Annotated in this window: 25 protein-coding genes; 10 read left to right on the top strand and 15 right to left on the bottom strand. The window is 68.9% G+C overall.

Features of this window, described 5'->3' with window-relative positions; all coding sequences use genetic code 11:
• Nucleotides 1-9: 9 nt before the first annotated feature.
• From AB0K80_RS15420 to AB0K80_RS15405, 4 genes are all read right to left on the bottom strand, one after another.
• Nucleotides 10-495 carry a hypothetical protein gene (locus AB0K80_RS15420; protein ID WP_365669606.1) on the bottom strand — a complete coding sequence of 162 codons (486 nt, stop codon included), beginning with the start codon at nt 493-495 and terminating at the stop codon, nt 10-12.
• Nucleotides 496-622: 127 nt separating this feature from the next.
• A complete protein-coding gene (locus AB0K80_RS15415; RefSeq protein WP_365669604.1) occupies nt 623-1,885 on the bottom strand; it encodes an MFS transporter in 1,263 nt (420 codons plus the stop codon).
• A gap of 79 nt (nt 1,886-1,964) precedes the next feature.
• Nucleotides 1,965-3,047 carry an inositol-3-phosphate synthase gene (locus AB0K80_RS15410; protein WP_365669602.1) on the bottom strand — a complete coding sequence of 361 codons (1,083 nt, stop codon included), beginning with the start codon at nt 3,045-3,047 and terminating at the stop codon, nt 1,965-1,967.
• A 42-nt stretch (nt 3,048-3,089) separates the two neighbouring features.
• Entirely contained in the window at nt 3,090-3,764 is a 675-nt protein-coding gene (locus AB0K80_RS15405) for a helix-turn-helix transcriptional regulator (protein WP_365669600.1), read from the bottom strand.
• Nucleotides 3,765-4,186: 422 nt separating this feature from the next.
• Here AB0K80_RS15405 and AB0K80_RS15400 point away from each other — a divergent pair, with 422 nt between their 5' ends.
• Nucleotides 4,187-6,817 carry a transglycosylase domain-containing protein gene (locus AB0K80_RS15400; RefSeq protein WP_365669598.1) on the top strand — a complete coding sequence of 877 codons (2,631 nt, stop codon included), beginning with the start codon at nt 4,187-4,189 and terminating at the stop codon, nt 6,815-6,817.
• Nucleotides 6,818-6,971: 154 nt separating this feature from the next.
• Nucleotides 6,972-8,480, top strand: a complete 1,509-nt coding sequence (locus AB0K80_RS15395) for a glycosyltransferase 87 family protein (RefSeq protein WP_365669596.1) — start codon at nt 6,972-6,974, stop codon at nt 8,478-8,480.
• A 90-nt stretch (nt 8,481-8,570) separates the two neighbouring features.
• Here AB0K80_RS15395 and AB0K80_RS15390 read toward each other — a convergent pair whose 3' ends face one another.
• From AB0K80_RS15390 to AB0K80_RS15380, 3 genes are all read right to left on the bottom strand, one after another.
• Nucleotides 8,571-9,602, bottom strand: a complete 1,032-nt coding sequence (locus tag AB0K80_RS15390) for an alanine racemase (RefSeq protein WP_365669594.1) — start codon at nt 9,600-9,602, stop codon at nt 8,571-8,573.
• 60 nt (nt 9,603-9,662) lie between these two features.
• Nucleotides 9,663-10,784: a peptidoglycan bridge formation glycyltransferase FemX gene (gene femX / locus AB0K80_RS15385; RefSeq protein WP_365669593.1), complete on the bottom strand. Its 1,122-nt coding sequence runs from the start codon at nt 10,782-10,784 to the stop codon at nt 9,663-9,665.
• A gap of 171 nt (nt 10,785-10,955) precedes the next feature.
• Entirely contained in the window at nt 10,956-11,273 is a 318-nt protein-coding gene (locus AB0K80_RS15380; RefSeq protein WP_365669591.1) for a hypothetical protein, read from the bottom strand.
• A gap of 305 nt (nt 11,274-11,578) precedes the next feature.
• Here AB0K80_RS15380 and rpsF point away from each other — a divergent pair, with 305 nt between their 5' ends.
• The 4 genes from rpsF (at nt 11,579) to rplI (ending at nt 13,302) form a co-directional block, all read left to right on the top strand.
• Entirely contained in the window at nt 11,579-11,869 is a 291-nt protein-coding gene (gene rpsF, locus AB0K80_RS15375; protein WP_014673750.1) for a 30S ribosomal protein S6, read from the top strand.
• 78 nt (nt 11,870-11,947) lie between these two features.
• The gene (locus AB0K80_RS15370; protein ID WP_365669589.1) at nt 11,948-12,520 is read left to right on the top strand and encodes a single-stranded DNA-binding protein; all 573 of its coding nucleotides are present in this window, start codon (nt 11,948-11,950) and stop codon (nt 12,518-12,520) included.
• Between the two features lie 80 nt (nt 12,521-12,600).
• A complete protein-coding gene (rpsR, locus tag AB0K80_RS15365) occupies nt 12,601-12,837 on the top strand; it encodes a 30S ribosomal protein S18 (protein ID WP_003949403.1) in 237 nt (78 codons plus the stop codon).
• Nucleotides 12,838-12,855: 18 nt separating this feature from the next.
• Nucleotides 12,856-13,302, top strand: coding sequence for a 50S ribosomal protein L9 (rplI, locus tag AB0K80_RS15360; protein WP_358784575.1), 447 nt, complete (start codon nt 12,856-12,858; stop codon nt 13,300-13,302).
• A 78-nt stretch (nt 13,303-13,380) separates the two neighbouring features.
• Here rplI and AB0K80_RS15355 read toward each other — a convergent pair whose 3' ends face one another.
• Nucleotides 13,381-14,718 carry an MATE family efflux transporter gene (locus AB0K80_RS15355; RefSeq protein WP_365669587.1) on the bottom strand — a complete coding sequence of 446 codons (1,338 nt, stop codon included), beginning with the start codon at nt 14,716-14,718 and terminating at the stop codon, nt 13,381-13,383.
• Between the two features lie 459 nt (nt 14,719-15,177).
• Here AB0K80_RS15355 and dnaB point away from each other — a divergent pair, with 459 nt between their 5' ends.
• Nucleotides 15,178-16,656, top strand: coding sequence for a replicative DNA helicase (dnaB, locus tag AB0K80_RS15350; protein WP_365669585.1), 1,479 nt, complete (start codon nt 15,178-15,180; stop codon nt 16,654-16,656).
• 102 nt (nt 16,657-16,758) lie between these two features.
• Nucleotides 16,759-18,144, top strand: a complete 1,386-nt coding sequence (locus AB0K80_RS15345; protein WP_365669582.1) for a serine hydrolase domain-containing protein — start codon at nt 16,759-16,761, stop codon at nt 18,142-18,144.
• 49 nt (nt 18,145-18,193) lie between these two features.
• Here AB0K80_RS15345 and AB0K80_RS15340 read toward each other — a convergent pair whose 3' ends face one another.
• Together AB0K80_RS15340 and AB0K80_RS15335 are read right to left on the bottom strand one after the other, a co-directional pair.
• Nucleotides 18,194-18,646, bottom strand: coding sequence for a GNAT family N-acetyltransferase (locus tag AB0K80_RS15340; protein WP_365669580.1), 453 nt, complete (start codon nt 18,644-18,646; stop codon nt 18,194-18,196).
• A 37-nt stretch (nt 18,647-18,683) separates the two neighbouring features.
• Nucleotides 18,684-19,148: a MarR family transcriptional regulator gene (locus AB0K80_RS15335; protein WP_365669578.1), complete on the bottom strand. Its 465-nt coding sequence runs from the start codon at nt 19,146-19,148 to the stop codon at nt 18,684-18,686.
• A gap of 143 nt (nt 19,149-19,291) precedes the next feature.
• Here AB0K80_RS15335 and AB0K80_RS15330 point away from each other — a divergent pair, with 143 nt between their 5' ends.
• The gene (locus AB0K80_RS15330) at nt 19,292-20,500 is read left to right on the top strand and encodes an MFS transporter (protein ID WP_365669576.1); all 1,209 of its coding nucleotides are present in this window, start codon (nt 19,292-19,294) and stop codon (nt 20,498-20,500) included.
• 105 nt (nt 20,501-20,605) lie between these two features.
• Nucleotides 20,606-21,025: a heme-binding protein gene (locus tag AB0K80_RS15325; protein WP_365669574.1), complete on the top strand. Its 420-nt coding sequence runs from the start codon at nt 20,606-20,608 to the stop codon at nt 21,023-21,025.
• A gap of 81 nt (nt 21,026-21,106) precedes the next feature.
• Here AB0K80_RS15325 and AB0K80_RS15320 read toward each other — a convergent pair whose 3' ends face one another.
• From AB0K80_RS15320 to AB0K80_RS15300, 5 genes are all read right to left on the bottom strand, one after another.
• Nucleotides 21,107-21,967 carry a GNAT family N-acetyltransferase gene (locus tag AB0K80_RS15320; RefSeq protein ID WP_365669572.1) on the bottom strand — a complete coding sequence of 287 codons (861 nt, stop codon included), beginning with the start codon at nt 21,965-21,967 and terminating at the stop codon, nt 21,107-21,109.
• A 167-nt stretch (nt 21,968-22,134) separates the two neighbouring features.
• Nucleotides 22,135-22,617 (bottom strand): NUDIX hydrolase, encoded by a 483-nt coding sequence (locus tag AB0K80_RS15315; protein WP_224736534.1) that lies wholly within the window; start codon nt 22,615-22,617, stop codon nt 22,135-22,137.
• Between the two features lie 87 nt (nt 22,618-22,704).
• Nucleotides 22,705-23,610: a LysR family transcriptional regulator gene (locus tag AB0K80_RS15310; RefSeq protein ID WP_365669570.1), complete on the bottom strand. Its 906-nt coding sequence runs from the start codon at nt 23,608-23,610 to the stop codon at nt 22,705-22,707.
• 196 nt (nt 23,611-23,806) lie between these two features.
• Entirely contained in the window at nt 23,807-25,003 is a 1,197-nt protein-coding gene (locus tag AB0K80_RS15305) for a cystathionine gamma-lyase (protein WP_365669568.1), read from the bottom strand.
• Nucleotides 25,000-25,491, bottom strand: coding sequence for a low molecular weight protein-tyrosine-phosphatase (locus tag AB0K80_RS15300; protein ID WP_365669566.1), 492 nt, complete (start codon nt 25,489-25,491; stop codon nt 25,000-25,002). The genes AB0K80_RS15305 and AB0K80_RS15300 overlap by 4 nt, the downstream gene beginning before the upstream one ends.
• Nucleotides 25,492-25,495: the final 4 nt, after the last annotated feature.

Genomic DNA, 25,495 nt, shown 5'->3' with positions numbered 1-25,495 from the left:
GTGAAGGCGCTACTTCACTTCCTTCAGGCAGAGAACCACGTTGTGGTTGTTGCCCGTCTGGTAGTAGGAGATCGTCGCTGTCTTGACGGCCTCGCACTTCTTGTCGTCGCTGGTGTTGTCGAACTTCTCGACGACTTCGTACTGGGCGTCGCTAGATGAGCAATCAACGGTCTTCAGGTCGGGGCTGACCTGGGTGCCTTCGTTGTGCATGCAGCTGCCGACAGACGTCGTCTCTGCGTCCGTCTGCCCCAGGTACCACTTGCCTGCGGCGACGAGTATCGCCACAACGATGAAGCCGACTATGCGCAGCAGCTTCTTACTCACGCGCTTGGTAGGGGCCTGCGGCGGAACGGGAGCGTAGGGGGCCGCCCCCTGCTGCTGCGGGAAGTCGCCCTGCTGGGGGTAGCCGCCCTGCGGCGGGTGCGGCGCCTGCTGCTGATCGGCGGGCTGCTGACCCTGTGCGAACGGGTTGCCCTGGGGCGGCGTAGTGGTCACTTGGGGGTCCCCCTAAGAAAACAATGGGTGAGTGGCGCGTACACGTCGCGCATAAGACCCACGTAAGTTATCGGCCACCACTGACAACTGGCGAGCTGGAAGTGGCACTGTGGCACTGATGTGACACTTATTGGCTTCCAAACCGGGCCATACCCGCTGCTACCGCTCCGTAGATAACGGCGATCGTGACCACCAGCGGCACCGATCGGCCGTCGGGCGGCAGCATCAACGCGGCGACTGCGGCGGCAACGACGAAAGCGACGTTGAACAGCACGTCGTAAACGGAGAAGATCCGGCCACGGAAGTCGTCGTCGACACACGACTGGACGATGGTGTCCGTGGCGATTTTCGCTCCCTGGGTGGTCAGTCCCAGGACGAACGCGGCGACCAGCAAGGGGACGGTGGCGAACGGCAGCCCCAGGGCGAGTTCCATGATTGCCGCGCCCGCGGCGCACACGACGATCCAGCGGCCCGGGCCGAACCGTCCGGCGGCCCAGGGCGTCACCACGGCGGCCGCGAAGAAGCCCGCCCCGGAGATGCCCAACGCCAGCCCCAGCAGCGCGAGTCCCGCGTCCGTGCTGGAGGCCAGGGCGTAGCGGCAGAGCATCAGCAGCATCACCAGCAGGGCGCCGTAGCAGAACCGCATCAGCGACATCGCCACCAGCGCCCAGGCGGCCTCCCGGCGTGGCGGTGCGGCGATGTGTCGTACGCCCGCCATCAGGTCGCGAGCGGTGACGGCCAGGGCCGCCGCCACACGCGGACGTACCGGCGCACGGTCGGGGCCGAGCAGTCCGCGTGCCATGCGCAGGGTCGCCAGCGCCGCGCACAGGTACAGCAGGGCTCCCATGAGGACGACCGCCGCGTTGGAGTCCGCGGCCATCAGCCGGACCACGAAGGCGAGACCGCCGCCCGCCGTCGCGGCGAGTGTTCCGGCGGTGGGCGACAGGGAGTTGGCGAGGACCAGGCGCTCGGTGTCGACCACGCGTGGCAGCGCGGCGGACAGCCCCGAGAGGACGAAGCGGTTGACGGCGGTGACGCACAGGGCGGAGAGGTAGAAGAGCCAGTCAGGGGCGTGACCGAGGATCAGCAGGGCCGTCGCCGAGGCGAGCAGGGCGCGCAGCAGACTGCCGTACAGCAGGACCTGGCGGCGGCGCCAGCGGTCCAGCAGCACGCCGGCGAAGGGGCCGACGAGGGAGTACGGCAGCAACAGGACGGCCATCGCGGAGGCGATCGCGGCGGCCGAGGTCTGCTTTTCCGGGGAGAAGACCACGTAGGCGGCGAGCGCGACCTGGTACACGCCGTCGGCGCCCTGGGAGAGGAGGCGTACGGCGAGGAGGTGTCTGAAGCCCTGGAAGCGCAGTAGGACGCGCAGGTCACGGACGACGGGCATGGGGCACAGCCTCACATACGGCGGGGGTCCCCGGGTCGCGCGACCCGGGGACCCTCAACAGCCCACAAGGACAGGGGCTTTAGCGCTCGACCTCACCCCTGATGAACTTCTCGACGTTCTCGCGGGCCTCGTCGTCGAAGTACTGCACCGGCGGCGACTTCATGAAGTAGCTCGACGCGGAGAGCACCGGCCCGCCGATGCCGCGGTCCTTGGCGATCTTCGCGGCGCGCAGGGCGTCGATGATGACGCCGGCGGAGTTCGGGGAGTCCCACACCTCGAGCTTGTACTCCAGGCTCAGCGGCACGTCACCGAAGGCGCGGCCCTCGAGGCGGACGTACGCCCACTTGCGGTCGTCGAGCCAGGCGACGTAGTCGGACGGGCCGATGTGGACGTTCTTCTCACCGAGGTCCCGGTCGGGGATCTGGGAGGTGACGGCCTGCGTCTTGGAGATCTTCTTCGACTCGAGGCGGTCGCGCTCGAGCATGTTCTTGAAGTCCATGTTGCCGCCGACGTTCAGCTGCATCGTGCGGTCCAGGATGACGCCCCGGTCCTCGAACAGCTTCGCCATGACACGGTGCGTGATGGTGGCGCCGACCTGCGACTTGATGTCGTCACCGACGATCGGCACGCCCGCCTCGGTGAACTTGTCCGCCCACTCCTTGGTGCCGGCGATGAACACCGGGAGGGCGTTGACGAAGGCGACCTTGGCGTCGATGGCGCACTGGGCGTAGAACTTCGCCGCGTCCTCGGAGCCGACGGGGAGGTAGCAGACGAGGACGTCGACCTGGCGGTCCTTGAGGACCTGGACGACGTCGACGGGCTCCTCGGCGGACTCCTCGATGGTCTCGCGGTAGTACTTGCCGAGGCCGTCGAGGGTGTGGCCGCGCTGGACCGTCACGCCGGTGCTGGGCACGTCGCAGATCTTGATGGTGTTGTTCTCCGAGGCGCCGATGGCGTCCGCGAGGTCGAGACCGACCTTCTTGGCGTCCACGTCGAACGCGGCGACGAACTCGATGTCGCGGACGTGGTAGTCGCCGAACTGGACGTGCATCAGGCCCGGCACCTTGGACGCCGGGTCGGCGTCCTTGTAGTACTCGACTCCCTGCACCAGCGATGCGGCGCAGTTGCCCACGCCGACGATGGCTACGCGAACCGAACCCATTCCGGTTGCTCCCTGTTGTGTACGAGTGAGGCCCTGAGAGCCTCACGTGGCGGTGTCGCCGGGCGTATCCGGCCGGGGCTCGTCCCCCGGCCGGGGCAGGACGCCCGGCGCTCCAGATGTGGTGTCCTGCGAAGCGGGCCCCCCGGACGCGGAACCCTTCAGGTCCCGTCCGGCCCGCTCGCTCTCGATGAGCTCGTTCAGCCAGCGCACCTCGCGCTCCACGGACTCCATCCCGTGGCGCTGGAGCTCAAGCGTGTAGTCGTCGAGGCGCTCCCGGGTGCGGGCCAGGGAGGCGCGCATCTTCTCCAGGCGCTCCTCCAGCCGGCTGCGGCGGCCCTCCAGCACGCGCATGCGCACGTCGCGGGACGTCTGCCCGAAGAAGGCGAAGCGCGCGGCGAAGTGCTCGTCCTCGTACGCGTCGGGCCCCGTCTGGGAGAGCAGTTGCTCGAAGTGCTCCTTACCCTCCGCCGTCAACCGATAGACGATCTTGGCGCGGCGCCCGGTGAGGGGAGCGGTCTCCGAGTCGTTCCCCGGCTCCTCGATCAGCCAGCCGTTTGCGACCAGCGTTTTGAGGCAGGGGTACAGCGTCCCGTAACTGAACGCACGGAACACCCCCAGTGAGGTGTTGAGCCGTTTGCGCAGCTCATAGCCGTGCATCGGAGATTCGCGGAGCAGGCCGAGTACGGCGAACTCGAGGATTCCGGAACGCCGGCTCATCGTCGCCTCCTCTCTGCCGCGGTCGTGCCGTGACGGGCCTTGACGGCTGTCTCACACCGATGTGTCGGACCGATGTGTCGAGCTGATGTATCGAGTCGATACATCACGACGATAGAACGGCCTTCCGGGCGCGACAAGAGGGAGAGTGGTGAACGGGATCACATCACCGATTCATCGGAAGCAAGTTGCCTGATTTGGGGTGAAGTTCTGGACTCGGCAGGTTTTGGCGGTGCGTAGTCTGTGCGCCATGCACACCACCGGGAACCGAGTGACGTCTGTGGACGTCACCGTCTTCGGTGCAGTACGGGCTCATGCGGTCCCGGTGAATGGGGAACCGGCCGCATCCGTACTTCGGGGGGACCGGAAACCAGCCGCCGCTTCCAGGCGCGCAAGGGTGCGCCTGCCCGAGGAGTAGTCGTTCGATGAGCGAGCACCGTCGCAAACCGCCGCAGCCGCAGGGAGGCGGACGTGCCGCGGCCCGACGCGGCCAGTCCGGTTCGGCCTCCGGCCGCCGCGCGGCACCGCGAGGCGCCACCGAGTCTCCGTCCGGCTCCTATGGCGCGGGAGGTGAGGAGCGCCCGTACGGCGGCCGTGCCGAGGCCCGGCGTGCGGCCCAGAAGAGTGCGGGCGGCCGCCGCCGAGCGGCCGACCCGGGCCGAGGGGGCCGGCGCGCCGCTCCCGGGGGTCCGAGCGGTCCCGGGCGGGGCAGAGGGCGGGCGGTCGCTCCCGGCAAGAAGCGGATCATCGACTACCCGAGAGCCGACAAGTACGGCTGGCGCCGCTGGATGCCCTCCTGGAAGCTCGTCTCCGGCCTGTGTCTCGGCTTCATCGGCAGTCTGGTGGCCGTCGCCGGCATCGGGTACGCCATGGTGGGCGTGCCCGACGAGCAGCAGGCCGCGGCCCTGTCGCAGAACAACGTCTACTACTGGGAAGACGGCACCCAGATGGTCGCCACGGGCAGCGGCCAGAACCGTCAGAACGTCACGCTCGCCCGGATCCCCAAGGCCATGCGGTACGCGGTGATCTCGGCCGAGAACAAGACGTTCTACCAGGACTCGGGCGTCGACCCGATGGGCATCGCCCGGGCCCTGGTGAACATGGCCCGGGGCGGTGACGTGCAGGGCGGTTCGACGATCACCCAGCAGTTCGTCAAGAACACCTACCTGAGCCAGGAACAGACGATCTCCCGGAAGTTCAAGGAGATGTTCATCTCCATCAAGGTGGGGACGAAGCTCAGCAAGGACGACATCCTGCAGGGCTACCTGAACACCTCCTACTTCGGGCGTGGCGCCTACGGCATCCAGGCCGCCGCGCAGACCTACTACGGCAAGAACGCGGAGCAGCTCACCCCGAGCGAGTGCGCCTTCCTCGCCTCCCTGCTCAAGGGCCCGACGTACTACGACCCCGCCGGCAACGACAGTCTCGACCCGTCGGCGACCAGGGACGCCAACACCAAGCGTGCCAAGGAGCGCTGGGGCTGGATCCTCGAGCAGATGCACAACGACAAGCGTCTGACGGACTCCCAGTACCAGCAGGCCATCAAGAAGTTCCCCATGCCCCAGGGCCGTAAGGCCACCAAGGGCATGACCGGCCAGATCAGCTACCTGGTGGACACGGCCAAGAAGTACGTCCTGAACCACTCCAACATCACGGAGGCGCAGTTCGACCAGGGCGGCTACCAGATCTACACGACCTTCGAGAAGGACAAGGTCGAGGCACTGGCCAAGGCCGTCCAGAAGGTCGAGAAGCAGAAGATCGACCCGGAGAAGCGCGAGAAGGACAAGCACGTCCAGTTCGGCGCGGCGTCCGTGAAGCCCAAGGACGGTGCGATCGTCGCGCTCTACGGTGGTGCCGGCTACGAGAAGGGCCACTTCAACAACAACGCGGACACCTCGGGTGTCCCCGTGGGTTCGACGTGGAAGCCCTTCGTGCTCGCGGCCGCGATGGAGCACGGTACGTACCGGAGCGACGGTGTCGGTGTCTCACCGCTGAGCAAGTACAACGGCAACGACGACCTGAAGATCAGGAAGCCGGACGGTACCTACTACCTGCGCAAGGACAACTCGGTCTTCAGGCAGCAGAACGAGAGTGACTACCCCTGGGGGTACATCACCCTGCGCAAGGCGATGGAGCAGTCCGTCAACACGCCGTTCGTGCAGCTCGGCGTGGATGTGGGGATGTCCAAGGTGCGTGACATGGCCAAGGCGGCGGGCATCCTGGACCAGAGCATGCTGCAGGACCTCAACCCGTCCTTCGCGCTGGGTGTGTCCACCCCCAGTGCCATCCGCATGGCCGACGCCTACGCGACGTTCGCCGCATCCGGCAAGCAGGCCGACCCGTACTCGGTGACCGCCGTCAAACACGGCGGCGAGGACGTTCCCGGGTTCACCAAGCCGAAGGTCAAGCAGGCCATGCAGGAGATCGTGGCGAACAACGTCACGGACGTCCTCGAGAACGTGATCAAGAACGGTACGGGTAAGAACGCCCTGGCTCTGGGTCGTACGGCGGCCGGCAAGACCGGTACCACGGACGAGAACAAGTCCGCCTGGTTCGTCGGGTACACCCAGCAGCTGTCGACCTCGGTCGCGATGTTCCGTGAGGACCCCAAGAGCGCCAAGCTGCTCTCCATGAACGGCACGGCCGGTGTGGAGTCCATCCATGGTGGTGACATCCCCACGCTGGTGTGGACCGAGTACATGAAGGCCGCTCTGAAGGGGCAGCCCGACCCAGGCTTCCCGGCGGCCGAGAAGATCGGTGAGATCCAGGACGAGGTGGGCGCACCGTCGCCGACCCCGACCGTCAGCGCGACGCCCAGCGAGACCCCCTCCGAGACGCCGAGCGCGACGCCCAGCGAGACCCCGTCCGAGACGCCGACGCCCACGCCGAGCGACACCTGCTTCGGCTTCCAGTGCAACGTCGACGGTGGTGCAAACAACGGTGGTACCGACGGAGGCCCGTCAGCCTCTCCGGCACCGACCGAGACCGGTGATCCCGGGAACACCCGCGGCAATGCCAACGGGGGAGGCGGCCTCTTCGGAGGCTCGACCGGTTAGCCGCGCAATCGGCCGACCTGGGCGTTTCACGTGAAACATGCGGTTGTTTCACGTGAAACACCGTCCCGGAGACGTTGCCGAAAGACAGGCCGAGGGCCGCCGCGCTCACAGGAGTGCGGCGGCCCTCGGCGCTTTCTCAGGTCAGTACGGCAGGATGTGCGGCATGCCCAGTGCAGAATCGACGCAAGCGAACGCCCACGAGCCGGAGCTGGTGCGCCCGACCAGGGAGGACGAGGTCGCCGCGGTCGGCAGCGAGCTGATCGGTGGCCCCCTCGGACGGCGCGCCCTGGTCGGGACGTCCTGGTGGACCCCCGTGCGGGTGATCGCGCTGGTGGCGATCGGCATGTTCGCCCTGGGGCTGGTCCAGAAGGCGCCCTGCTACAACGGCGCCTGGTTCTTCGGCGCCAGCTCGCAGTACACGCACGCCTGCTACTCGGACATTCCGCACCTCTACCAGGGGCGCGGCTTCGCCGACGGCCTCGTGCCGTATTTCGACAAGCTCCCCGGGGACATGCAGTACCTGGAGTATCCGGTCCTGACCGGTGTGTTCATGGAGGTCGCCTCCTGGCTCACGCCGGGCTCGGGCACCATCCAGGACCAGGAGCAGTGGTACTGGATGGTCAACGCCGGAATGCTCATGGTGTGCGCGGCCGTCATCGCGGTCTGTGTCACCCGCACGCACGCCCGGCGTCCCTGGGACGGGCTGCTGGTGGCGCTGGCGCCCGCCTTCGCCCTCACCGCGACCATCAACTGGGACCTGCTGGCCGTCGCCCTGACGGCCGCCGCCATGCTGATGTGGTCGCGGGGCCGGGCCCTCGCCTTCGGTGTTCTGCTGGGGCTTGCGACGGCCGCGAAGCTCTATCCCGTCTTCCTGCTGGGCCCGCTGTTCGTGCTCTGCTGGCGTGCGGGCCGGTGGCGGGAGTACGGCACGGCTCTGGGCGGAGCAGTGGTCGCCTGGCTCGTGGTGAACGGACCGGTGCTGCTGTTCGCCTTCGAGGGCTGGTCGAAGTTCTACACGTTCAGCCAGGAGCGGGGCGTCGACTTCGGATCCTTCTGGTTGATCATGGCCCAGAACTCGACGGATCCGTTGAGCACCGACACCGTCAACATGCTGGCCACGCTGCTCATGCTGCTGTGCTGTGCGGGCATCGCGGCTCTCACCCTGACCGCCCCGCGCCGCCCTCGCTTCGCCCAGCTCGCCTTCCTGATCGTGGCGGCGTTCATCGTCACCAACAAGGTCTACTCGCCGCAGTACGTTCTGTGGCTGGTGCCCCTGGCCGCCCTCGCCCGGCCCAAGTGGCGGGACTACCTGATCTGGCAGGCCTGCGAGGTGGCGTACTTCCTGGGGATCTGGATGTACCTCGCGTACACGACCAGCGGTGAGGCCCACAAGGGCCTGCCGACCGACGGTTACCACTGGGCCATCGGGCTGCATCTGCTCGGGACGCTCTACCTGTGCGCTGTCGTCGTACGGGACATTCTCATGCCGGAGCGTGACCCGGTGCGCCGGTCCGGGGCCGACGATCCTTCGGGCGGTGTGCTCGACGGCGCTCCGGACGTCTTCGTGCTGGGTCCCGCGGCTCACCCCCCGCGGCACGCGGCGCACTTCGACGGCCCCGAGGTGGAGTGGGGCAGGCAGGGCGCCCCCGGTGATGCGCACTGAGTGAACGGCCCACCAGGGCCGAGCGAAGCGAAAGGCCGTACCCGGTGGTTGCGGGTACGGCCTTCGCCTTGGTTCCGGTAGCGGCGCGGCTCAGCGGTCCACGAGCCGGTCGAACTGCGTGGTGGTGTGCCGCAGATGGGCCACCAGTTCCTCGCCGACCTTGGGCTCCGGCGCGTCCGCGGGCACGAAGAGGATCGACACCTGCATGTGCGGCGGTTCGGCGAACCAGCGCTGCTTGCCGCCCCAGACGAACGGAGAAAGGTTCCGGTTCACCGTGGCGAGGCCGGCGCGGGCGACGCCCTTGGCGCGCGGCATGACGCCGTGCATGGCCTTGGGGGCCTCCAGACCGACCCCGTGGGACGTACCGCCCGCCACGACCACCAGGAAGCCGTCCGAGGCCGCTTTCTGCTGCCGGTAGCCGAAGCGCTCCCCCTTGGAGACGCGGGTGACGTCCAGGACAGCGCCGCGGTACTCGGTGGCCTCGTGGTCCCCCAGCCACAGCCGCGTGCCGATGCGGGCCCGGAAGCGGGTCTGCGGGAACTGCTGCTGCAGCCGCTGGAGCTCCTCGGCCTTGAGGTGGCTGACGAACATCGTGTGCAGCGGCAGCCGCGCGGCGCGCAGCCGGTCCATCCAGGCGATGACCTCCTCCACGGCGTCGGAACCGTCGGTGCGGTCCAGCGGCAGATGGATGGCGAAGCCCTCCAGACGGACGTTCTCGATGGCGGCGTGCAGCTGGGGCAGATCCTGCTCGCTGATGCCGTGCCGCTTCATCGAGGACATCACCTCGATGACCACCCGGGCTCCCACGAGGCCGTACACGCCGTCGACCGACGACACCGACCGCACGACCCGGTCGGGCAGCGGCACGGGCTCCTCGCCGCGCCGGTAGGGGGTCAGGACCAGCAGGTCACCACTGAAGAAGTCCTTGATCCGCGCGGCCTCGTACGTCGTGCCGACGGCGAGGATGTCCGCGCCCAGCCGCGTGGCCTCCTCGGCCAGCCGCTCGTGCCCGAAGCCGTAGCCGTTGCCCTTGCAGACGGGGACGAGTCCCGGGAACTGCTCCTGCACGTGCTTGTGGTGCGCCCGCCAGCGCGCGGTGTCGACGTAGAGCGTGAGCGCCATGGCCGGACCTGGAACCTTTCTGGTCTTAGCGGTCTATGAGGGGAGAGCGAAGGTGAGGGCTCAGCGGCGCGACATGTAGATGTCGAGTGCCTTGTGGAGCAGCTTGTTCAGCGGGAAGTCCCATTCACCGAGGTACTCGGCGGCCTGACCGCCCGTGCCCACCTTGAACTGGATCAGGCCGAAGAGGTGGTCGGTCTCGTCCAGCGAGTCGGAGATGCCGCGCAGGTCGTACACGGTCGCGCCGAGGGCGTAGGCGTCGCGCAGCATGCGCCACTGCATGGCGTTGGAGGGCCGGACCTCGCGGCCGATGTTGTCGGAGGCACCGTAGGAGTACCAGACGTGCCCGCCGACGATCAGCATGGTGGCGGCGGCCAGGTTCACGCCGTTGTGGCGGGCGAAGTACAGCCGCATGCGGTTGGGGTCCTCGGTGTTGAGGGCGGTCCACATGCGCTGGAAGTACGACAGCGGGCGGGGCCGGAAGTGGTCGCGCACGGCCGTGATCTCGTACAGCCGCTGCCACTCGGGCAGGTCGTGGTAGCCGCCCTGGACGACCTCGACGCCGGCCTTCTCGGCCTTCTTGATGTTGCGGCGCCACAGCTGGTTGAAGTTCTTGTGGACCTCTTCCAGGGAGCGGTTGGCCAGCGGCACCTGGAAGACGTAGCGGGGCTGGACGTCGCCGAAGCCGGCACCGCCGTCCTCGCCCTGCTGCCAGCCCATGCGGCGCAGCTTGTCGGCGACCTCGAAGGCGCGCGGCTCGATGAAGTCGGCCTCCAGGTCGCGCAGCCGCTTCACGTCCGGGTCCTGGATGCCCTTCTTGATGGTGTCGGCGTTCCAGCGCCGGATGACCACCGGCGGGCCCATCTTCACGGAGAAGGCGCCCTGCTGCTTCAGGTGCGCCAGCATCGGCTCGATCCACTCCTGGAGGTTCGGCGCGAACCAGTTGATGACCGGGCCCTCGGGCAGGTAGGCGAGGTAGCGCTTGATCTTGGGCAGCTGCCGGTAGAGCACCAGGCCGGCGCCGACCAGCTCGCCGGTCCGGTCGTCGAACCAGCCGAGGTTCTCCGAGCGCCACTCCGCCTTCACATCCGCCCAGGCCGGGACCTGCATGTGACTCGCCGACGGCAGGCTCTGGATGTATGCCAGATGCTGCTCGCGACTGATGGTCCTCAGGGTCAGGCTCATTCGGGGCGCTCCTCGGGCTGGTGTGTCCCCATGGGTACAGGGGCTCCGGCTCTAGCGCCGAAGCCTACTGCGCCTTGTGCGCGCCCCGGTTGGGCGTACGTGTCCTTCGCCCCGGGCCGGTGGCCGGGGCGGGCGTTGTGCGGTGTTCGTGACGGGATGGTGTCCGTGGCGTCAGTCGATGAGCCCACCGAAGAGGCCGCCGTGCGCCATGCCGAGGAAGAAGCCGACTCCTGCGGCGCCGAGACCGAGGATCAGGAAGAAACGTTCGCGGGTGGTCTCGGAGATCCACTGGCCGTACGCGCCCGTGAGGATCCCCAGCAGGCCGGTCCACGAGCTCAGCAGGTGCAGGTCGTCGTCGACGAGCGCCGTGACGAACGACATGATCCCCAGCAGGAGGGTCACCGCGAGCAGCGTGTCCTGGAGGGGGTGGGGCTTGCCGTCCGTGGCGAAGAGGCCTCCGACGGTGTTGGGTCGCATTGCCTGTGCCATAGGGCACCTCCTGCGAAAGGCGGCGGATCGTAGCGCCATACACACCCGATGTGTACAGATTGGCCGCCCACGCGGCCGGATTTCAACCGGAAGCCGCTGTGCGGGTACTCTGTACCGTCTGCACCGGTGTCTGCCCACGCAGAGCCAGGAACATGCCAGGATCCGTCCCGGCGACCTGGGGAAACCGCCGCCCGACCCGATTGTCAGTGGCGGCTGATTGACTGACAGGCACCGTTGCGTACGCATCACAACCCTCCTGCCACGGAACGACCGTGGCCGTTGAGTCCAAAGGAGGTGGGTTCCACATGCGTCACTACGAGGTGATGGTCATCCTCGACCCCGATCTCGAGGAGCGCGCTGTCTCCCCGCTGATCGAGAACTTCCTTTCTGTCGTCCGTGACGGTGGCGGAAAGGTCGAGAAGGTCGACACCTGGGGCCGTCGTCGTCTCGCGTACGAGATCAAGAAGAAGCCCGAGGGCATCTACTCGGTCATCGACCTGCAGGCCGAGCCTGCGGTCGTCAAGGAGCTCGACCGCCAGATGAACCTGAACGAGTCGGTCCTCCGGACCAAGGTCCTCCGTCCCGAGACCCACTGAGCTCTTCCGCTCAGCTGATCCCGGGATTCGAGTAGCAGCACCCAGCAGCCAGCAGCAAACCCGCCGAGAGGTTCCCCCATGGCAGGCGAGACCGTCATCACGGTCATCGGCAATCTTGTCGATGACCCCGAGCTGCGCTTCACCCCCTCCGGTGCGGCGGTCGCGAAGTTCCGTGTCGCGTCCACTCCCCGCACCTTCGACCGCCAGACGAACGAGTGGAAGGACGGCGAGAGCCTGTTCCTGACCTGCTCGGTCTGGCGTCAGGCGGCGGAGAACGTCGCCGAGTCGCTTCAGCGAGGCATGCGCGTCATCGTGCAGGGCCGGCTGAAGCAGCGGTCCTACGAGGACCGTGAGGGCGTCAAGCGCACGGTCTACGAGCTGGACGTCGAGGAAGTCGGCCCCAGCCTGCGCAACGCCACGGCCAAGGTCACCAAGACCGCCGGCCGCGGTGGCCAGGGCGGTTACGGCGGCGGTGGCGGCCAGGGTGGCGGCGGCTGGGGCGGCGGCCCCGGTGGCGGCCAGCCGGGCGGCAGCGCTCCGGCCGACGACCCGTGGGCGACCGGCGCTCCCGCCGGTGGCGGCCAGGGTGGCGGCGGCTGGGGCGGTGGCTCCGGCGGCGGTGGCGGCTACTCGGACGAGCCCCCCTTCTAGGCCCTCGCGCCAGGCCTTCGGGCCCGGCCGGGTCAAGGGCGGGTCGTACCCACACTTCTTGATCACACAGGAGAAACACCATGGCGAAGCCGCCTGTGCGCAAGCCTAAGAAGAAGGTCTGCGCGTTCTGCAAGGACAAGGTCACGTACGTGGACTACAAGGACACGAACATGCTGCGGAAGTTCATTTCCGACCGCGGCAAGATCCGTGCCCGCCGCGTGACCGGCAACTGCACGCAGCACCAGCGTGACGTCGCCACGGCTGTGAAGAACAGCCGTGAGATGGCGCTGCTGCCCTACACCTCCACCGCGCGCTAAGGGAAGGGTGACCGACTCATGAAGATCATCCTCACCCACGAGGTCACCGGCCTCGGCGCTGCGGGCGACGTCGTCGACGTCAAGGACGGTTACGCCCGTAACTACCTGATCCCGCGGAAGTTCGCGATCCGCTGGACCAAGGGCGGCGAGAAGGACGTCGAGCAGATCCGTCGTGCTCGCAAGATCCACGAGATCCAGACCATCGAGCAGGCCAACCAGGTGAAGGCCCAGCTCGAGGGCGTCAAGGTCCGCCTGGCCGTCCGCGCCGGCGACGCCGGTCGTCTCTTCGGTTCCGTCACCCAGGCCGACATCGCCTCGGCGATCAAGGCTGCCGGTGGCCCGGAGGTCGACAAGCGTCGCATCGAGGTCGCCGCGCCGATCAAGACGCTGGGCGCTCACGAGACGTCCGTGCGTCTGCACCCCGAGGTTGCCGCCAAGGTCAACATCGAGGTTGTCGCTGCCTGAGTGCCGCGCTCGCTGGAGCAGTGAGAGGGGCCGCACCTTGTGGGGTGCGGCCCCTTCCGCATGTTTCACGTGAAACGGTCACCGTGTCGCGCCCGTGACGAGCCAGCGGCCCGAACGGGCCCGGAGCCACAAGGTGAGCATCCGCACGGTCATCATCAGCGTCATGGCACCCCACAGCGCGGTGAGCCCGCCGCCGACAGCAGGGACGAGCAGGGCGACCGGGGTGAACACCACCAGGGTCAGCAGCATCGCCCAGGCGAGATACGGTCCATCGCCCGCTCCCATCAGGACTCCGTCGAGGACGAAGACGATGCCGGAGATCGGCTGAGAGACCGCCACGATCACCAGGGCGGGCAGCGCGGCGTCCTTGACCGCCGAGTCACTGGTGAACAGGGGGAGGAACGCCGGCCGGGTGGCGATCACCAGCACACCGAGGACGACGCCGACCGCGATGCCCCACTCCACCATCCGTCGGCACACATCGCGGGCACCCTGGGTGTCGCCCGCCCCGAGGTAGCGGCCGATGATGGCCTGTCCGGCGATGGCGATGGCGTCCAGAGCGAAGGCGAGCAGCGTCCACAAGGTGAGGATGATCTGGTGGGCCGCGATGTCGGCATCACCAAGGCGGGCCGCGACGGCGGTGGCGATCAGCAGGATCGCGCGCAGCGAGAGTGTCCGTACCAGCAGGGGTGCACCGGCTTGCGCGGAAGCCCGGATGCCGGCGGCGTCGGGACGCAGGGAGGCACCGTGTCTGCGGGCGCCGCGCAGTACCACCGCCAGGTAGGCCGCGGCCATGCCGCACTGAGCGATGACGGTGCCCCAGGCCGATCCGGCGATGCCGAGGCCGGCGCCATAGACCAGTCCCGCGTTGAGAGCGGCGTTGGCGACGAAGCCGGCGACGGCGACATAGAGCGGCGTCTTGGTGTCCTGCAGGCCCCGCAGCACACCGGTCGCGGCGAGCACGACCAGCATGGCCGGTATGCCCAGTGCGGAGATCCGTAGGTAGGTGGTCGCGTACGGAGCAGCTGTGTCCGAGGCGCCGAAGAGGTCCACCAGGGCGGGAGCGGTGGGCAGGACGGCGGCGATGACGGTGGCGCCGAGCAGCAAAGCCAGCCAGATGCCGTCCATGCCCTGGCGGATGGCGGCCTGCAGGTCACCCGCTCCGACCCGGCGGGCGACGGCCGCGGTGGTGGCGTAGGCCAGGAAGACGAAGATGCTGACGGCCGTGGTCAGCAGGGCAGAGGCGACGCCGAGTCCGGCGAGCTGGGCGGTGCCGAGGTGGCCGACGATCGCCGTGTCGGCCATGAGGAAGAGAGGCTCGACGACGAGGGCGCCGAAGGCCGGGAGCGCCAGCGCGACGATCTCTCGGTCGTGCTGGCGGCGGGCCGCTCGGGGACGCGCGGGGGCCTGTGTCATGTGCACCAATCTAATCGTCCACAGGTAAGTGATGCAAAGCTTTTGTGACCCTTACTTGGCTCAGGGTGGTCCGCACGCGTGTGTGCGGTCGTCGGCGATCTTGGCCCGAGCGGAGAAGTTTTTCTTCTGCACAGCCCGTGGATGGCAAAGCAGCAGGTCAAAGCCTGTTGGTGGGAGAGATTGGGGGCTTGTTCACAGGCCTGTCCACCGGGTCGTGCACAGGTTTCGCGGAGTTCTCCACAGCATTGGGCCTGTCGTCCACATGGCCTGTGGATAACCGGATTGGCTGACGGTGCAGACGGGCCTACGGTGGTCCGGCGCCTGCTCCGTCCGCCGGTTCGCGAATCCACGCAAAACCGGCGCGCCGTAACCGGAGTTGGGTCTCTTAGTTGTCAGTGCCGTGCCCTACAAAGGAGGGGCACGGTGAGGTCCGCTCGGCGGACGGGAGGAGGTGGCTCGGTGAGCATTTCCGAGCCCTTGGACGATCCGTGGGCCGACAGCGGTCCCAGCGATCGTCTGCCCGCCTCCCGCCGGCGCGGTGACGGCGTCCGGGGCCGTGACGAACAGCACGACCGCGGCCGGGACAGCGGGGCGTGGGACGGCTCGGGCCCCTCGTTCGAGCGTGTCCCGCCCCAGGACCTGGAGGCCGAGCAGTCGGTGCTGGGCGGCATGCTGCTGTCCAAGGACGCCATCGCGGACGTCGTCGAGGTCCTCAAGGGCCACGACTTCTACAAGCCGGCCCACGAGACGATCTACCAGGCCATCCTCGACGTCTACGCGAAGGGAGAGCCGGCCGACCCCATCACGATCGCCGCCGAGCTCACCAAGCGCGGCGAGATCAACAAGGTCGGCGGAGCGGCGTATCTGCACACCCTTGTGCAGACCGTGCCGACGGCCGCCAACGCGGCGTACTACGCGGAGATCGTCCACGAGCGCGCCATCCTGCGACGCCTGGTCGAGGCCGGTACCCGCATCACGCAGATGGGATACGCGGCCGACGACGACGTCGACGAGATCGTCAACCGCGCCCAGGCGGAGATCTACGCGGTCACCGAGCAGCGCACGAGCGAGGACTACCTGCCGCTGGGCGACATCATGGAGGGCGCGCTCGACGAGATCGAGGCGATCGGCTCGCGCAGCGGCGAGATGACCGGGGTGCCCACGGGCTTCACCGACTTCGACTCGCTCACCAACGGCCTGCACCCGGGGCAGATGATCGTCATCGCCGCGCGTCCCGCCATGGGTAAGTCCACCCTCGCGCTGGACTTCGCCCGGGCGGCGTCCATCAAGCACAACCTGCCGAGCGTCATCTTCTCGCTCGAGATGGGCCGCAACGAGATCGCGATGCGCCTGTTGTCCGCCGAGGCCCGCGTCGCCCTGCACCACATGCGCTCGGGCACGATGACCGACGAGGACTGGACGCGCCTGGCCCGCCGGATGCCGGATGTCTCGGCCGCCCCGCTCTACATCGACGACTCCCCGAACCTGTCGATGATGGAGATCCGCGCCAAGTGCCGTCGTCTGAAGCAGCGCAACGACCTCAAGCTGGTGGTCATCGACTACCTGCAGCTGATGCAGTCCGGCGGCTCCAAGCGCGCCGAGAGCCGTCAGCAGGAGGTCTCGGACATGTCCCGTAACCTCAAGCTGCTGGCCAAGGAGCTGGAGATCCCGGTCATCGCGCTGTCGCAGCTCAACCGTGGTCCCGAGCAGCGCACCGACAAGAAGCCGATGGTCTCCGACCTGCGTGAGTCCGGCTCCATCGAGCAGGACGCCGACATGGTCATCCTGCTGCACCGCGAGGACGCCTACGAGAAGGAGTCGCCGCGTGCCGGCGAGGCCGACCTGATCGTGGCCAAGCACCGAAACGGGCCGACGGCAACCATCACGGTCGCCTTCCAGGGGCACTACTCGCGGTTCGTGGACATGGCCCAGACCTGACTTGCCGTGGCGTGGCGAGTGCGGCGGCACACCTCGGCGGTGTGCCGGCTCGCGGCCGAAATGCGCTCGACGTGGGGTGGCGGGGAAGGTGGACTGATCCCTGTGACAACACCTCAGGAAGAGCTGCTCCCCGGCACCCGTCGCGCACTGCTGCACCGGGTCGCCGTCGCCCAGGCCGAAGGGCGGGCGCCCTCGCTCGTCGCGACCGTCGTACGGGGCGGGAACACCGTGTGGACGGGTGCGCGGACGTGTGTCGAAGGGCATGGGCCGGACGAGAACGTCCAGTACCGGATCGGCTCGATCACCAAGACGTTCACCGCCGTCCTCGTGCTGCGGCTGCGTGACGAGGGGCTGATCGACCTCGATGACCCGGTGGAGAGGCATCTGCCCGGCACTGGCGCCGGGAAGGCGACCATCGCCCACCTGCTCGCCCACACGGGAGGTCTGGCGGCCGAGACACCAGGGCCGTGGTGGGAGCGCAGCCCAGGATCCCTGCGCCCCGAACTCTCCGATGTCCTCGGCGAGCATCCCCTGCTGCATCCGGCCGGGCGCCGGTTCCATTACTCCAATCCGGGCTACGCGCTGCTCGGAGCGCTCGTCGAGAAGCTACGCGGCGCCTCGTGGGAAGAGGTTCTTCGGCGGGAAGTGCTCGAACCCCTGCGTCTGGAACGGACGAGCGTGCGGCCGCAGGCACCGCATGCGGGCGGCTGGGCGGTGCACCCGTGGGCCGACGTGATGCTCCCCGAGCCCGCCGAGGATCTCGGGGTGATGGCGCCGGCGGGGCAACTCTGGTCGACCGCAGGCGACTTGGCCCGCTTCGCCGCGTTCCTCGTGCAAGGCGACGAGCGCGTGCTGAGCGCCGAGTCGCTGCGGGAGATGAGGACGCCGGCGGCACCGGCCGAGGTGGCGGACGTGGCGAGCGGCTACGCGTACTGCCTGGGCATGGAGATCCGGCATCAGGGCGGACGTACTCTCGTCGGACACACGGGATCGCTGCCGGGCTTCCTCGCGTGTCTCACGATGAGCGTGGCGGACGACGTGGCGGCGATCGTGCTGGCCAACTGCACGTCGGGTCCGCTCTTGTTCACCGTCGCGGCCGATCTTGTCGGCATCGTCGCCGATGCGGAACCGCGCATCCCCAGTCCCTGGCGGCCGCTGGCCGATGTCGACCCGCTGGTGCTGGAGCTGGTGGGGCAGTGGTACTGGGGGACGTACGGCTTCGTTCTGCGGCTGACGGCCGATGGACTGGCCGTGCTGGAGCCGCTGTCCGGCAAGGGCCGCGGTTCGCGGTTCCGTTGCAACGGTGACGGCACCTGGACGGGGCTGGAGGGCTACTACGCCGGAGAGATCCTGAAGCCGGTACGGCGGCCGGACGGGTCCCTGAGTCACCTCGACCTCGGGTCGTTCGTGTTCACCCGCCAGCCCTACGACGAGGGAGCGCCCGTGCCGGGCGGGGTGGATCCCGAGGGGTGGCGCGGGATCGGATAGGGAGCGGAACGCAGGGCCACGTTTCACGTGAAACATGGCCCTGCGGCTGTCACAACGCGAGTTTGAAGCCCACGTGTGAGGCCGTGAAGCCGAGCCGTTCGTAGAAGCGGTGGGCATCGGTGCGTGTGTTGTCGGAGGTCAGCTGGACCAACCGGCAGTCCTGCCGCCGGGATTCATCGATCGCCCACTGGATGAGCCGGGTGCCCAGACCGCTGCCGCGCTCATCGGCATGGATACGTACGCCTTCGATGATCGACCGGGTGGCGCCGCGCCGGGACAGCCCTGGAACGATGGTGAGCTGGAGCGTGCCGACGACACGGCCCTCGCGGACCGCGACGACCAGGTGCTGGTTCGGATCGGCGGTGAGACGCTGCAGCGCCGCAAGGTACGGAGTGAGGTCGTCGGGGGTCTCGCGCTGGGCGCCCAGCGGATCGTCGGCGAGCAGGCCGACGATCGCAGGAACGTCGTCGGCAACCGCGGGTCGTATCTCCAGATCTCCCATGGCCACACCCTATGGGCGAGGAACCGCGGGCCGGTCTCTAGGCGGGGACCGGCGCTTTCAACGTCTCCACGACCCGGACCAGCGGGGCCAGCTCGGGGTTCTTGGCGGCCTCGTCCAGGGCTTCCCGCAGAGCGGTGTCATTGGTGGGCCGCGCTTCTTCCAGGAGCGTCAGGCCCGCCTCGGTGACGTTCGTGTAGATGCCGCGGCGGTCGGTGGGGCAGAGGTAGCGCTCCAGAAGCCCGCGGTCCTCGAGACGAGTGACGAGGCGTGTGGTCGCGCTCTGGCTGAGGACGACGGCGTCGGCGACCTGCTTCATCTGCAGATGACCTCCCTCACCGTCGTGTTGCCGGCTGAGCACGTCCAGCAGGGAGTACTCGCGCACGCTCAGGTCGTGCTTCGACTGCAGCGCGCGCTCGATGTGCGCCTCGATTCTCCCGTGGAGCAGGGAGAGGGCGCACCAGCCCTGGGCGAGGGCAGTGAGCGCCGGATCCGTCGCTGTCATGGGCGTTTCCTCCGTCCCGGGGCGGCTGTCATCAAGGATAGAGCAGTGCTGCAATATCCTGCGTTTGCACTTATCCCGCGTCTGCAAGTATTGTCGGCGAAGGAAAAGCGCTCCTGCAATCGTTTGGGAAGGTGTACCCCTTCATGCCTCTCGCGCTTCTGGCCCTCGCGATCGGGGCCTTCGGCATCGGAACGACCGAGTTCGTGATCATGGGCCTGCTGCCCGAGGTCGCGGGCGACTTCGGGGTCTCCATCCCCACTGCCGGTTACCTGGTGACCGGATACGCGCTCGGTGTCATGTTCGGCGCCCCGCTGATGACCGTGCTGGGTACCAAGGTGTCCCGCAAGCGCATGCTCATGCTGCTGATGGGCCTGTTCGTCGCCGGCAACCTGCTCTCTGCCGTCGCCCCGGTCTTCGCCGTGATGCTGATCGGCCGGGTGGTCGCCTCCCTCGCGCACGGCGCGTTCTTCGGGATCGGTTCGGTGGTCGCTGCGGACCTAGTCGCGCCCGACAAGAAAGCCGGGGCCATCTCGATGATGTTCACCGGACTGACGATCGCCAATGTCGTCGGCGTGCCGCTCGGGACTCTCGTCGGGCAGTCCGTCGGCTGGCGTGTCACCTTCACCATCGTCGCCGCGCTCGGCGTCATCGGCCTGGCCGGTATCGCCAAGCTCGTCCCCGACATGCCCAAGCCGGAGGGTGTGCGGCTGCGGCACGAACTGGCCGCCTTCAAGAACGTCCAGGTGCTGCTGGCCATGGCGATGACCGTCCTGGGCTTCGGCGGCGTCTTCGCGGCCATCACCTACATCGCGCCGATGATGACCCACGTCGCCGGCTTCGCCGACGCCTCCGTCACCTGGCTGCTCGTCCTCTTCGGGCTCGGCATGGTCGGCGGCAACCTCGTCGGCGGCCGGTTCGCCGACCGCGCCCTGATGCCCATGCTGTACGTCTCGCTGAGCGGCCTCGCCGTCGTTCTGGCGCTCTTCACCTTTACCGCCCACAACAAGCTCCTCGCCGCCGTCACCATCGCCCTGATCGGTGCCCTGGGCTTCGCCACGGTCCCACCGCTGCAGAAGCGGGTCCTGGACCAGGCGCACGGAGCTCCCACGCTGGCCTCCGCCGTCAACATCGGCGCCTTCAACCTCGGCAACGCGCTGTCCGCCTGGCTCGGCGGCCTCGTGATCGCGGCGGGTCTCGGCTTCACCGCTCCCAACTGGGTCGGTGCCCTCCTGGCCGCTGCCGCCCTGCTCCTCGCCGTCCTCTCAGCCGCGCTCGAGCGGCGCGACAGTGCCCCGAGCACCGTCGTCACGGGCTCCGTGCCCACCGAGCCGCAGGCCGCCGTCCGCCACTGAAGCGCGAGCCGGGCACGCGCGGGGCCAAGGCCGTCGCCGCCCCGGACCGGCTCCGGATCGGCACCGATCCGCGTCAACCAGCACCAGCCCTAGGAGAACCACCTCATGAGCACCACCACCGTCGCCCCGCTGACCATCCAGGACGCCGAGCTCCTCGTGTCCGCCGCGCACCGTGCCGCAGACGCAGCCGGTGTCACGGTCAGCGTCACCGTGCTGGACGCCGGCGGTCATCTGCTGGCCTTCCGGCGGGACGACCGCGCCGTGCTGATCTCCGGTGAGACCAGCACCCGCAAGGCGTACACCGCCCTCCAGCTGAACGCGCCCACCGCCGACCTCGTCGACGCCGTTCAGCCCGGGGGCCTGTTCCACACCCTGCCCACCGCGCTCGACCGTCCCCTGCTGTTCATCGCGGGTGGCGTGCCGGTGCGTCGTGACGGACGGCTGATCGGAGCGATCGGGGTCGGCGGCGGTGCGCCGGAGCAGGACCACGCCTTCGCCATGGCCGCCGTGGATGCCCTGGTCTGAGGGGCTGGCTGAACGCAGCCTCCAGCACGGAGGCCGGCTCCCGAACAGTCTCGGGAGCCGGCTTCGTCATGGCCGAGCGGGTCAGCAGGCCGCCACCGTGACCGGTGCGAACCGCCGTCGCCAGTCACCCGGCAGCTCCGGGCTGCCATACGTCATGACCGCGTTGAAAGCGACGGACGCCAGGCCACGCTCCTTGGCCCAGCTCAGCAGCTCCTCGTGCCGCACATCGATGCGCAGGGGGCGGTCCGTGTGGGCGGCGAGCGAGGCGATGAGCGCCTGAGCCGTCGAGGTGTCGCGGGCGATAAGGGGGCCCACCACCTGGGTCTCCATGTTGGGCCAGGCGGCGGCGTATCCGATGAGCCGCCCGTTGTCCTCGGCGACGCGCAGCTGGTCGGCGAAGGCGGGCAGCCGGGTGATGACGTGCGTGCGGTCCGCGCCGAACACCTCTTCGTCGAGCCGGAGGATCGCGGCCAGGTCCTCAGCCGTCGCCGGACGCGTGGACACCTCCGTTTCCAGCCGCCCGGGCGTGAAGCGCCCCGACACCATCTCCGCCCGGCCCGTGACCTTGAAGCCGAGCTCCTCGTACAGGGGACGGCCGTAGGGAGTCGCGTGCAGGGCCAGCGGTGTGGTGCCCATCGTCGAGAGGACGTGGCGCAGCATCCGGCGGCCCACCCCCTGGCGGGCATGCCGTTCGGCGACCAGGACCATACCGATGGCCGCGAGGGCCGGGTGGTCCCGCGCGCCGTACTCCGTGACGACGCACGCGCTGACGAGGCCGCCCTCGGGGTCGTCGATGCCGTAGCCCTTCCCGGCCGTCAGGAGGAAGCCCCACTTGTGCTCCTCTCGTGGCCACCCCCGGTCCTCGGACGAGTCGGCGCAGGCGGCGAGATCCCGAAGCGTCAGTCGGCGAATGGGCAGAGAAGCGAGGGGAGGAGTCGACACGCAGGTCAGGCTGTCGGACGGGGGCCCTTGACGTCCACCTCTTTCCGCAGAGACATGCGAGCTTTTGGCCAGTCGTGTACCACGGCACAGCGTCCGGCCGGGCCGCCCTGTGTTTCACGTGAAACACCGGCCCGTCGAGGTGGGCGCCTGCTGATCCCGTCCCGCGATCATCCCAGGTCGGGGGCGTGCATGGCGCGGACGCCCTCGATGTTGCCGTCCAGGTAGTGACGCAGGGACAGCGGGACGAGATGCACGGAGGCGATGCCGACCCGAGTGAAGGGCACGCGCACGATCTCGTACTCGCCCGCGGGCTCGTCCACCTCCGGGCCGTGCCGCAGGGACGGGTCCATGGACTCCAGGCGGCAGACAAAGAAGTGCTGCACCTTGACACCGGTCGCGCCACCGTCCTCACCGATGTGCTCCACGGTGTCGACGAAGCAGGGCACCACGTCGGTGATCTTCGCGCCGAGCTCCTCGTACACCTCGCGGTGCAGGGCGTGGACGACGGTCGGGTCACCCGGCTCGACCCCGCCACCGGGTGTGACCCAGTAGGGGTCCACGCCGGGCTTGGTGCGTTTGATCAGGATGAGGTCGTCACCGTCCAGCAGAACGGCACGGGCGGTGCGCTTGACCACGGGTCGGACGGTCATGGGTGAAATGTGGCCCGGCTGGTTCCACGTGAAACATAGCGAAACGTCACCGGCCGAGCCCCCAGAGTGAGAGCTGCGCACGGTCGATCAGCACCAGTCGGCTGCCGCGCGCTGAAGCCACTCGTGGGCGCGTGCGATGTGGGGCATCGCCAGCGTGCCGGTGCGTACGACCAGGAAGTAGGTCCGCAGCGGTGGCACCGCCGGTTCGTGCAGGGCGACGACGTCACCCCGCTGCAGCGCCTCCGCGCACAGGTAGCGGGGCAGCACCGCCAGCCCGGCGCCCGCCGCCGTGCAGGCGAGAACGGCGCGCAGGTCGGGGACGATGACGGTGCCCGGAGCGGCCGGGCGGGAGTCGAAGACGGCCGCCCAGTAGCGCGAGACGAAGGGCAGCGACTCATGTACCTCCACCACGGGGACCTGCTCGAGAGCGGGCGCTCCGTGGTGGTCGAGCTTCCCGGTGTCGATCTCGTCGGTCCAGCGCGGGGCGGCGACCAGGACATGTTCCTCGTCGCAAAGGGCGGTCGCCGTGAGCAGGGCACCGCGCGGCCGGGCCGTGCTGATGGCCAGATCGTGATGGCCCGCGGCCAGCCCTTCCAGGGCTTCCTCGGCGTTCCCGAAGGAGACGCGCAGGGCGAACGGCTGCCCGTCCTCGCCGGTCAGCTCGGTCAGCGCCGGCAGCGCCCGCTCGGCGGTGAACTCCGGTGGGCCGGCGAGATGCAGCGTCCGCAAGGAGGAGCCGTCGTCGAGACCGGTCCCGGCTATCTCCACCAGGGCGTCGAGATGCGGTGCGGCCTTGTGGGCCAACTCGTCGCCGATGGTGGTCGGGGTCACGCCGCGGGCCTGCCGTAAGAACAACGGGCGACCCAGCTGTCGCTCCAGGGTGCGGATCTGGGCGGTGACGGCCGGCTGGGAGAGGCCGAGCAGTGCGGCGGCACGAGTGAAGGAGCCTGCCCGGTGCACGGTCACGAAGGTGCGCAGCAAGGCCAGATCCACCACACACCCTCCCCTCGCCGCGCCCCGTCCCCAGCCCCCGGGGCGCGCTCAACTATAAATAAGTCGATAGGTCTCTGTCGCTACTGTGATTGGACACTGACAGAGAGTCAACTAGCCTTGGTGAGGCGGTTCTTCGCGCGCAGAACCGAGGGCGGTCCGAGCCACGAGGGGGGAGGCTCGGACCGCCCGTGTGGGGTCATTGCGCCGCTGCGTCCAGAGCTTGCAGCACATCGGCCACCAGGTCTGCGGGATCCTCGGCCCCGACGGAGAAACGGATGAAACCTTCCGGCACCGCGTCCCCGCCCCAGCGTCCGCGCCGCTCGGCCGTGGACCGCACCCCGCCGAAGCTCGTCGCGTCGTCGACCAGCCGCAGGGCTTGAAGGAAACGGTCGGCACGCGCGCGCGTGGGCAGGGTGAAGGACACCACGCACCCGTAGCGCCGCATCTGCTGGGAGGCGGTCTTGTGCGAGGGGTCATCGGGCAGCCCTGGATAGCGCAGCCCGGTCACGTCGGGCCGCATGCGCAGTGCCTCGGCGAGCGCCAGGGCGTTGGCGCTCTGCCGCTCGACACGCAACTGGAGCGTGGCAATCGACCGGTGGGCGAGCCAGGCCTCCATGGGGCCGGGGATCGCACCCACGATCTTGCGCCAGCGGCGTACGGCGGCCATGGCCTCGGCATCGCGCCCGGTGACGTACCCCAGGAGGAGGTCGCCGTGCCCGGTGAGCTGCTTGGTGCCGCTGGCCACCGAGAAGTCGGCGCCGAGGTCCAGCGGGCGCTGGCCGAGCGGGGTGGCGAGGGTATTGTCGACGGCGACCAGGGCACCACGCGCGTGTGCCGCCTCGGTGAGCCGCCGCACGTCGCACACGTCGAGCCCGGGGTTCGACGGCGTCTCGATCCACAGCAGCTGCGCCCCGTCGAGGACGTCCAGCTGTGCGTTCCCGCCGGTGGGCGCGGTGCGCACCTCGATGCCGTACGCCTCCAGCTGGGCGCGCGCCAGGGGCAGTGCCTGGTAGCCGTCGCTCGGCAGGACGACGGCGTCCCCGGCGCGCAGCTGGGAGAAGAGCACCGAGGAGATCGCGGCCATTCCCGAGGCGAACACCAGCGTCTCGACGTCGTCCGCGCCGGGCGCCTCCAGCTCGCCGATGGCGCGCTCCAGCAGGGTCCAGGTGGGGTTCTCGTCGCGGCCGTAGGTGTACGGGCCGGTGGGGTCGCCCGGCAGATGGAAATGGGCGGCGAACACGGGGCCCGGCAGGGTCGGCTCGTGTTTGACCGGCTCGGGCAGTCCGGCCCGCACCACGCGCGTGCCGTCCCCGAGCTCGCTCCCGGTGCCGGTGGGGCGCCCCACCGGGCTGCCCGCGTCCCGGCCCGCGTCGCCCGTAGCGGAACCGCTCATGCCGCTCGTCCCTCCACTTCCTCGCGTACGGCGGCCAGCAGACCCGTGCTCGCCGCCTCCACCATCGCCAGGCACTCGTCGAAGCCGTCCCTGCCTCCGTAGTACGGGTCCGGCACGTCGAGGTCGTCGTCGGCGGCGGGATCGTACGAGCGCAGCAGCCGGACCTTCTGCGCGTCTTCCTCGGTGGGTGCGAGCCCGCGCAGGGCCTTGAAGTGGCTGGAGTCGAGGGCGACGACCAGGTCGAGGCGGGCGAACCAGGACGGCTGGAACTGCCGGGCCGTGTGGTCGAGGGCGTAACCGTTCGCCTCCAGGACAGCCACCGTGCGGGGATCGGCGTCCTCCCCCTCGTGCCAGCCGCCCGTGCCGGCGCTGTCGATCTCGACCCGGCCGTCGAGCCCGGCCTGCGCCACGCGCGCGCGGAAGACGGCTTCGGCCATCGGGGAACGGCAGATGTTGCCGGTGCAGACGAAGCAGACGCGGTAGGTCATGGCG

The sequence above is a fragment of the Streptomyces sp. NPDC052682 genome (assembly GCF_040678435.1).
Lineage (GTDB): Bacteria > Actinomycetota > Actinomycetes > Streptomycetales > Streptomycetaceae > Streptomyces.
Note: the sequence above shows the minus strand (reverse complement) of the source record. Positions and strands in the feature narration are given on the sequence as shown.